9 protein-coding genes and 3 tRNA genes are annotated in these 8,158 nt (G+C 41.0%); 3 read left to right on the top strand and 9 right to left on the bottom strand.

From position 1 onward, the window contains the following. The 5 genes from I6E85_RS12710 to dnaQ form a co-directional block, all read right to left on the bottom strand. Positions 1–77, bottom strand: a tRNA-Asp gene (locus I6E85_RS12710). 41 nt (positions 78–118) lie between these two features. After that, a tRNA-Asp gene (locus I6E85_RS12705) sits at positions 119–195 on the bottom strand. A gap of 27 nt (positions 196–222) precedes the next feature. Then, positions 223–299: transfer RNA gene (locus I6E85_RS12700), tRNA-Asp, on the bottom strand. Positions 300–396: 97 nt separating this feature from the next. Next, a complete protein-coding gene (locus tag I6E85_RS12695) occupies positions 397–1,767 on the bottom strand; it encodes a TIGR03503 family protein (protein WP_197236989.1) in 1,371 nt (456 codons plus the stop codon). 9 nt (positions 1,768–1,776) lie between these two features. Further along, the gene (gene dnaQ / locus I6E85_RS12690) at positions 1,777–2,490 is read right to left on the bottom strand and encodes a DNA polymerase III subunit epsilon (protein ID WP_007586004.1); all 714 of its coding nucleotides are present in this window, start codon (positions 2,488–2,490) and stop codon (positions 1,777–1,779) included. Positions 2,491–2,558: 68 nt separating this feature from the next. Between dnaQ and rnhA the strand changes: the two genes are divergently transcribed. Beyond that, complete coding sequence (gene rnhA, locus I6E85_RS12685; protein ID WP_007378210.1) at positions 2,559–3,023, top strand: ribonuclease HI; 465 nt, start codon at positions 2,559–2,561, stop codon at positions 3,021–3,023. A 154-nt stretch (positions 3,024–3,177) separates the two neighbouring features. Here the strand turns inward: rnhA and I6E85_RS12680 are convergent, their stop codons facing one another. Next, on the bottom strand, positions 3,178–3,963 hold the full coding sequence (locus tag I6E85_RS12680) for a class I SAM-dependent methyltransferase (RefSeq protein ID WP_024590790.1): 786 nt from the start codon (positions 3,961–3,963) through the stop codon (positions 3,178–3,180). 53 nt (positions 3,964–4,016) lie between these two features. On the opposite strand from I6E85_RS12680, the gene gloB reads away from it, so the two are divergent. Beyond that, positions 4,017–4,790 (top strand): hydroxyacylglutathione hydrolase, encoded by a 774-nt coding sequence (gene gloB, locus I6E85_RS12675; protein ID WP_024590789.1) that lies wholly within the window; start codon positions 4,017–4,019, stop codon positions 4,788–4,790. A 155-nt stretch (positions 4,791–4,945) separates the two neighbouring features. Beyond that, a complete protein-coding gene (locus I6E85_RS12670) occupies positions 4,946–6,526 on the top strand; it encodes a LysM peptidoglycan-binding domain-containing protein (protein ID WP_007586008.1) in 1,581 nt (526 codons plus the stop codon). Between the two features lie 77 nt (positions 6,527–6,603). On the opposite strand, the gene I6E85_RS12665 is transcribed toward I6E85_RS12670, so the two are convergent. Genes I6E85_RS12665 through I6E85_RS12655 form a run of 3 tightly spaced genes read right to left on the bottom strand, consistent with a single transcriptional unit; the run spans position 6,604 to position 8,130 of the window. Then, entirely contained in the window at positions 6,604–7,053 is a 450-nt protein-coding gene (locus tag I6E85_RS12665) for a flavodoxin (protein ID WP_024590788.1), read from the bottom strand. Next, positions 7,053–7,817 (bottom strand): tRNA pseudouridine(65) synthase TruC, encoded by a 765-nt coding sequence (truC, locus tag I6E85_RS12660; RefSeq protein WP_002963028.1) that lies wholly within the window; start codon positions 7,815–7,817, stop codon positions 7,053–7,055. Before truC ends, I6E85_RS12665 begins: the two co-directional genes overlap by 1 nt. Beyond that, positions 7,810–8,130, bottom strand: a complete 321-nt coding sequence (locus I6E85_RS12655; RefSeq protein WP_024590787.1) for a YqcC family protein — start codon at positions 8,128–8,130, stop codon at positions 7,810–7,812. Before I6E85_RS12655 ends, truC begins: the two co-directional genes overlap by 8 nt. Between the last annotated feature and the right edge of the window lie 28 nt (positions 8,131–8,158).

Below are 8,158 nucleotides of genomic sequence, written 5' to 3'. Positions count from 1 at the left end.
TGGCGGAGTGGACGGGACTCGAACCCGCGACCCCCGGCGTGACAGGCCGGTATTCTAACCAACTGAACTACCACTCCATAATAAGAATATGTTTTACAACCATACGTTGTGTAAGTGTTGGCGGAGTGGACGGGACTCGAACCCGCGACCCCCGGCGTGACAGGCCGGTATTCTAACCAACTGAACTACCACTCCAGCTTTTACTTACAATTTTTACGAAAATGGCGGAGTGGACGGGACTCGAACCCGCGACCCCCGGCGTGACAGGCCGGTATTCTAACCAACTGAACTACCACTCCATATTTCCGTTGCTGTTTAGGTCTCCCTGACAGCGGCGTGAATAATACGAACCAACCCCTATTTCGTCAAGGGCTTTTTTGTTTTTTTATAGGTTTTTTAGTCATCTGTCATCGAAAGGTTTAAAATTTCACCTGATCTGTCATTTTTTGAGCCATTTTTACCGACTTGATTTTTTTCTGTGTCGGCAACATCACCTTCACTTGTTTTCTTTTTCTTTAAAAAAGGCAGCTTCACTTTAAATTTAATCGGTTTTTTCTGAACAAATATACGAATTAACAACCAACCGAGTAATAAAATGAGCGTATTGCAGCCTACAATTAAACTAATAATTGTAGATGTGGCCATTTTTTCTTCAACAGGCTCACTCTCAATCATTTTATCTGGCGTAATAATCGTTGCCGGATCAATTTCGGGCACCGCTTCTATGGGTCGTTCTATCTCAAATTTATACGTTGGTAGCGTTGCCATAAATTCACGACCATTAATATTAGTGCCAAAAACGGACAGTTCAACACTATATCTACCCCAATCATAATTTTTAACACTAAGTTGTCGTGAGTCTTTAGCAACAGCATCTATGGTAAACATTTGCTCTTCGTTATTGGGATAGTAGATTTTTCCCTGGATGATGACTGTTTCTGGCTTAACAATACTTGGGTCTATATTTATAGTTAACAGATGCTCGTCTGTGTCTTGCTCTGCTAACGCGACTTCGGTTACAAAAGGCGGTTCGTGCACTTCTATTGTATTTTGCACAATGCGACGCTGCAGCAAAGGTGTCGCAACGTAAAGCTCTGGTGTCCATTCACCCGCAGGGAAATCTAAAGTAAACTCGCCGGTAAATACACCATCTTTAGGGCGTTCATCAAATCCACGTCCATCGTCTTTAAATTCAGCTACTTCTTGAATGCCTGCGCCAAAGTTAGCAAAGTTTTCATTGTTGGTACTTACAAAGTCAACATTAAGGCTAACAACATCTCTAAATAGGTTTGTATTAATTGGCTCACCGTCATTTAGTATTTTTCCGGTGATTTTTATTGTCTCCCCCCTAAACAACATTGAAGGAAGAGGCTCTGCTTCAAGAGATATCTCGCCTAATACAACTATTCTGCTGTCGGGTAAAATACTGCCTATTACTTGCCAAGGACCTGCCATAGGTTTTTTTATGGTTACTAAATCGTAGCTGAGTTCATCAAACCAATCTAAGTTAGGGTTTTTAACTGAGTCAGTAGCAAAGTACTTACTGCCATCGGGCCTCACTAAAATAACAGCAGGTGCACCTGATTTTCTAAAAAAAAGCAGTGTTATTTCATCTATTTTGCTATCTATGCGAAAACGATTATCAAGTAAAGGGATCTCATTTTGATGCCCATCGCGCTTGAGCACTTCTACTTGTTTTACGCCATATGCATTGCCAGTAAATAAACTAGCTGCACATAACGCTGTTACAAAATACATCGTTTTCATTAAATCGCCTTATTCAGCGCGCCATATACATTGGCCGCCTTCTTTGTTTACAAGATCTAATCGTGCTTCGTGTGCGCTTTGCTCAGCGTCGCTTGCCCGCAGAACAACTAATGGGGCTCTATCACTATTTAAACGCTTTATACCGCCCTTCTGTTGCTCGCTGCCGTCATCTTTGTTTTGATTCAAATTCAGCTTTGTTTGACCGCCCGTCATGGCAAGGTACACATCGGCTAAAATCTCAGAATCCAGTAGCGCGCCGTGAAGCGTTCGTTTACCGTTATCTACATCGTAACGACGACATAATGCATCAAGGTTGTTCTTTTGACCTGGATGCAAGTCACGCGCCATTTTAAGCGTGTCGAGAACTTGACAAAAAGTATCTGTTTTAGGATAACCCTGATTAAGCAGCGCAAATTCGTTATCCATATGACCAACATCGAACGGTGCGTTATGAATAACTAACTCTGCCCCTTCAATATAGTCGAAAAACTCTTGGGCAATTTGATGAAATAACGGTTTATCACGTAAAAATTCGTTAGTGATACCGTGAACGTCGATTGCTTCTTCTTCACTTGGGCGTTGTGGGTTTATATAAACGTGAAAGTTATTGCCTGTTAAACGGCGATTTACTAACTCTACACACCCAATTTCTATAATACGATGCCCTTGTTTAGGGTCTATGCCGGTGGTTTCTGTATCTAAAACTATTTGTCTACGTGCCATATCGAATTTTGCCTGATTCTGGTATCTTTCTATAATCACTTTATTGTACATAAGATCAAGGTAAAACAGTGCAAAAAACCGTAGAGATTTACACCGATGGCTCATGTTTAGGTAATCCAGGCCCCGGCGGTTATGGTATTTTTATGATTTATAACGGCCACGAAAAAGAAATGAGCCAAGGTTATAAACTCACAACGAATAACCGAATGGAAATGCTCGCGGCTATTGTAGCCCTAGAATCACTCACTCGAGAATGCGAAGTAAATCTAACAACCGATAGCCAATATGTTAAGCAAGGTATTGAATCGTGGATCACTAACTGGAAAAAACGTGGCTGGTTAACATCAGCTAAAAAGCCGGTTAAAAACGTCGATTTATGGAAACGCCTAGATAAAGCCTGTAGCGAGCACAATGTAACCTGGAAATGGGTTAAAGGGCATAGCGGCCATAAGTACAACGAAATAGTTGACGATTTGGCGCGCGATGCAGCTGGCAGCAAAGATTTACTAGAAGATGTAGGCTACCAGCCTTAATTAGCTGTTGTTACACCAACTTTATTAAAAACATGTTCATTCTATCGCATTAAATAACTCACTAACTGCGTTAAAAATGATTCATATAGAACAACTATATGTCACAATTTTCGCCTTGTTAATGTGCTATTTTCTTAGCGCTATAATAGATCACTTATTTAATGCAATTGGTATTATTTTCTTGGTCGCACGTTTTGTAATGCTGCTTTGACGTTTGTCTAAGCCCTGCCCCTTTTACTGGCGCAAACTGCGGCCTTGCATGCCACTTAGGTTTTATTGGCGTAAGTGGCGCAACTCTTTTTCGTGCCACCAGCATATAAACACTGCCCATCGGTTTTAAATACTGTTTTGCAAAAGTCCGCCAAAACTCAAACCTTGATAGCCTATTACCTCTTGCCAGTGATGAATAAATAAAACGTTCGTCACTTACAATTTCAAAACCAAGTAAGTTTAGCCAATCTTTAACCCGTGCGGGTGTAAAAAAGCGCCCCGTCCATGGTAATTTCTGACCACTAAAAGGCAGCATTTGTGCAAGTCCGCACAAACTAAACGGGTTAAATCCCGTAATTACTATATAGCCGCCCGGAATAAGTGTGCGATGTGCTTCTCGTAAAATGTGATGTGGGTCTGAATGATACTCTAAGCAGTGACTTAGTATGCATGCATCAATACTGTGCTCGTAAAATGGCAGTTCATCTATGTCAGCAACTACCCCAGTGTAAGGCCCAGGCTCTGCAACACACACCTGGTGTTTAATCGTACTTATACTTGTATTTAATTCGCCACTTAAATTACCTAGCTTAAGCATATGATAGCCAAACATACGCGGCAGCCATTGCTCCATTTTGCGTTCAATATCTTTGCGCAAATAATCCCCATGAGGAAACTGTTGCCACGACAGTGGTTTGGGTCCTTCTTGAAAACTAAGGGCTGGTTTCATTTTTTGAGCTCGTTATACTATGCGGTAAGTGTCACTTTATAGAGCAATTTACCATGGTGCAAGTCAAAGCAATTAAAGCCTTTTCTGATAATTACATTTGGTGTTTAACTACCGATAATAGTAACCAAGCATGGGTAGTCGATCCAGGCCAAGCACAGAGCGTATTAGCGTATCTAGCTGAGCACAAACTAACGCTTGGTGGTATTTTAATTACGCATCATCACTACGACCACACTGATGGCGTAGCTGCATTAGTTGACGCCTATCCGAATATACCGGTTTATGGCCCCGCAAATAGTCCATTTAAAGGCATCACTCACGCACTCACTGATGGTCAAAGCATCAGTGTGCTTAATATTAACTTTAATATTTTGGCAACTCCTGGGCACACGCTTGATCATATTTGCTATACAAATGATGAACTTGCTTTTACAGGCGATACATTGTTTAGCGGTGGATGTGGGCGCTTATTTGAAGGCACGCCAAAGCAAATGTGGGAATCGTTTAATAAACTAAGAGAGCTGCCTGCAAGCTGCAGTGTGTATTGCACGCACGAATACACGCAAGCTAATCTTGCCTTTGCCAAAGCGGTTGAACCACGTAACCCAGAACTACTCGCGTACAGTAAAAAAGTAGATGAATTACGTAGTAATAACCAAATCTCCCTACCCACTTCTATTGGACAGGAGCTAAAAATAAATCCATTTATGCGTAGCGATTTGCCAACCATTACAGAGTTAGTGCCAGAAAAATTCATCTCGGTTACAAAAAACAATGAACCTTGGGGAAACTTTGCTAGTCTGAGACAGTTCAAAGACAATTTTTAATGCACAAACTAATACTTTAATATTTATTTTATTAGAATCATTAACTTAAGATATAGTGATGATTCTATTTCTGCGTTTTAAAAAGTCATTAAGTGGCAATGTTAACTCATAACAGGTAGTATTCGCCGAGTTTTTTACCCGATGTATTGGTATTTATGAATAAATCTCCCCTATTAGTAGCCTTGGCGTTAGCGCTAAGTGGTTGTCAAACTGTGACAACTCTAGACTCAGACTCTCAAGTCGCCACGCAAGCAAACCAACAACTCGAAGGCGCAAGTCCTAACGACATTAACAATGCATTGATGGTAAACGCACAATATCAGCAAGTTGACCCTGATGAGCAAGAAGCTCCCGTGTTTGATGATGTGTGGGAGCGAATTCGCTACCAACTTTCTATCGAAATACCGCAAAACCGCCCTGTTGTTACTGAACGTAATTATTACGCTCGCCACCAAGCCTATTTAGATCGTATTTCTAAACGTGCAGAACCTTACTTACACTTTATAGTTGAAGAAGTAGAAAAGCGCGAAATGCCAATCGAAATTGCACTACTGCCTATTGTAGAAAGTGCATTTGACCCGTTTGGTTATTCTAATCGCAGCGCATCGGGCATTTGGCAGTTTATGCCTGCAACCGGTGAGCGATTCGATTTAAAACAAAACTGGTGGTACGACGGTCGTCGCGACATAGTGCAGTCGACTCGCGCAGCACTTGACTACTTATCGTATTTACATAAAACACTTGAAGGCGATTGGCTAAATGCAATTGCTGCTTACAACTCAGGTGAAGGGCGTTTAATGCGCGCGATTAAAAAGAATCGTAAAAAGCATTTACCTACCGATTTTTGGTCTCTTGATTTACCAAGCGAAACAACTGCCTATGTACCAAAGTTATTAGCACTTGCCGATTTATTAAAACGCTCAGATGATTTTAACGTTACATGGCAACCAGTAATTAATGCACAAGTGGTTGAAGTGGTTGATGTTGGCTCGCAAATAGATTTAGCACTTGCTGCTGATATGGCCGATATGACGCTTACTGAGCTATACAGATTAAACCCCGGTTTTAACCGCTGGGCAACTGATCCTAATGGCCCTCATTCTTTATTATTACCTGTTGATAAAGCAGAGGAATTTAGCCAAAAACTAGCAAACACTGATGTTAAAAATAGATTACGCTGGCAGCGTTATATTGTGGCTCGAGGCGACAGCTTATCGGTAATTGCCAAAAAGTTTACAACAAGCTCAAGTGCAATCCGATCGCTTAATAAACTCAAATCAAATACGATTAAAGTAGGCCAAGAATTATTAGTCCCGCTTACTGATGGCGCTATAAATAGCGAGCATTTACCAAAGCAGATGCGTTTAGCTGCTAATAAAGCAACTCGCACAAAGCTTTCGCACACAGTTAAAAGTGGCGACACGTTATGGGACATTAGCCGCGAATATGACGTAACTATGGATGAGCTGGCTAAATGGAATAAGCTAAAGAAAAACTCTGTACTGCGCCTAAATCAAAAACTAACTGTGTATAAGTCAGCTAATAAACCACAAGCAACGGCAAGCACTAACCGTACTATTACATACAAAGTACGCCGTGGTGACTCACTTGCACGTATTGCGTCTAAGTTTAATCTAAGCGTTAACGAAATTATTAAGTGGAATAATTTAGCCGGTCAAAAATACTTACAACCTGGCCAAAAGCTAAAACTTAAGGTAGATGTCAGAAGTAGTTAATTTATAAAACTATATTAAAATTACAAAAGTAAAAAGGAGCGCATGCGCTCCTTTTTTAATACTTTAAAATTAAAGTATTAAGCAGGTAGTTTCTCCAGCCATGCTTTTAACCAAGGCTCGGTTACTGGCCACGGTTCAAAATCTTCACATGCATCTATTTCTAGGCGATTGCCCACAGGCTTTGCTTGTAAATCGCGAAGTAGCTCGTCAAAGCTACGACCTGCGCCACAAAATGTATCGCCGTAACATCTGTCACCCATTGCAATTACACCAAACGGTTTATCGGTAAGCATTGGGAAAGTGCTATTCATTGCAAAGTACAATCCTGCCAAATTACTCGGTACATCACCTTGCCCTGTTGTGGAGGTAACAATTAAAATATGCGATGCATTTTTTATATCATCAAGTGATGCTTCAGTAATTACTATTGCAGTATGACCTGCTTGCTCTATTGTGGTTGCAACTTCATCGCTTAAACGCTCTGCACCGCCATTAACGCTGCCTACAAAAATACTAATATGTGCCATTAATAATCCTTTTCTTGCTCTGGCCAACCTAGCTGCTTACATATTTCAAGCATGTCTTCACCTAGTGGCGCTTTAATTGTTATTGATTCATTACTATAAGGGTGCACAAAACTAAGCTCTGTTGCAAATAACATTAGGCGTCTTAGCTCAAAATGCTCCCTAAAAAATTGATTATGCTGGTTATCACCGTGATTTACATCACCAATGATAGGCAGTGATAAGTGCTTTAAGTGTCTGCGAATTTGATGCTTGCGCCCGGTTTTTGGAAAACACTCAACTAACGAGTAACGCACTGTTGGATACTTACCTATAGGAATAGGCAATGCAGCTTGGTGCAAGCAATTAAACTGGGTTTGCGCTTCTTGCGGTGCTTTATCTTGATCTGCAAACTTATCGGCTATTTTATCAAGTTCTTCTTTAAGCGGTTTATCTAAAAATACCGACTCTGGTGCAAAACCGCGCACTAAGGCCAAATAGCGCTTAGCAATGGTGCCCTCAATAAATAGCTGGTTCATATCGCGAGCAGCTTCAGAGCTCAATGCAAACAGTAATACGCCGGACGTAGGTCTATCGAGCCTATGTACTGGAAATACATGTTGCCCTAGCTGGTCGCGCAACATTTGCATAGCAAACTGGGTTTCGTGTTTATCTAAAAACGAGCGATGCACTAATAAACCTGAAGGCTTATTTATAGCCACATAGTTTTCATCTTGATACAAAATAGTCAGCTCGCCATATTCAATAGGCGCTGGACGCTCACTCATTTGGTTCTCCTAAAAAGGTATCAAGGGCTGTTAGTAATTCAATTATTTCATCGCTCCCTGCTTTATTCACAAGTGTCATTTGCGCCATAGGGGCAATAGCAAAGTTACGTGGCAGTGGTTGCTTGTGCGTTATTAATTGCTGTATTTTATCAATAAATACAAATTGTAACCACTGCTCAAACGCCATTGTATCGTGACAAAAAGGAGTATTTGAAAGCAGTGCATCAGCGTCTATTGGCTCACTTTGCCAAAGCGCGTGTATTTGTAAAAGTGCCGTTAGCTGCACTAAATAAGTTTGGGTTTGCTGGTACATAACCACCCTCTTTTATATATGTAATGCA

The sequence above is a fragment of the Pseudoalteromonas sp. NZS71 genome, assembly GCF_015864715.1.
Lineage (GTDB): Bacteria > Pseudomonadota > Gammaproteobacteria > Enterobacterales > Alteromonadaceae > Pseudoalteromonas > Pseudoalteromonas arctica.
This window is presented reverse-complemented; position numbering and strand designations above follow the sequence as displayed.

What these genes read in the sequence shown, in the direction of transcription:
- truC (WP_002963028.1), bottom strand. Translation starts at nt 7,817, where the DNA reads ATGAGTGAGCGTCCAGCGCCTATTGAATATGGCGAGCTGACTATTTTG.
- I6E85_RS12670 (WP_007586008.1), top strand. Translation starts at nt 4,946, where the DNA reads ATGAATAAATCTCCCCTATTAGTAGCCTTGGCGTTAGCGCTAAGTGGT.
- dnaQ (WP_007586004.1), bottom strand. Translation starts at nt 2,490, where the DNA reads ATGGCACGTAGACAAATAGTTTTAGATACAGAAACCACCGGCATAGAC.
- I6E85_RS12695 (WP_197236989.1), bottom strand. Translation starts at nt 1,767, where the DNA reads ATGAAAACGATGTATTTTGTAACAGCGTTATGTGCAGCTAGTTTATTT.
- I6E85_RS12665 (WP_024590788.1), bottom strand. Translation starts at nt 7,053, where the DNA reads ATGGCACATATTAGTATTTTTGTAGGCAGCGTTAATGGCGGTGCAGAG.
- I6E85_RS12680 (WP_024590790.1), bottom strand. Translation starts at nt 3,963, where the DNA reads ATGAAACCAGCCCTTAGTTTTCAAGAAGGACCCAAACCACTGTCGTGG.
- I6E85_RS12655 (WP_024590787.1), bottom strand. Translation starts at nt 8,130, where the DNA reads ATGTACCAGCAAACCCAAACTTATTTAGTGCAGCTAACGGCACTTTTA.
- gloB (WP_024590789.1), top strand. Translation starts at nt 4,017, where the DNA reads ATGGTGCAAGTCAAAGCAATTAAAGCCTTTTCTGATAATTACATTTGG.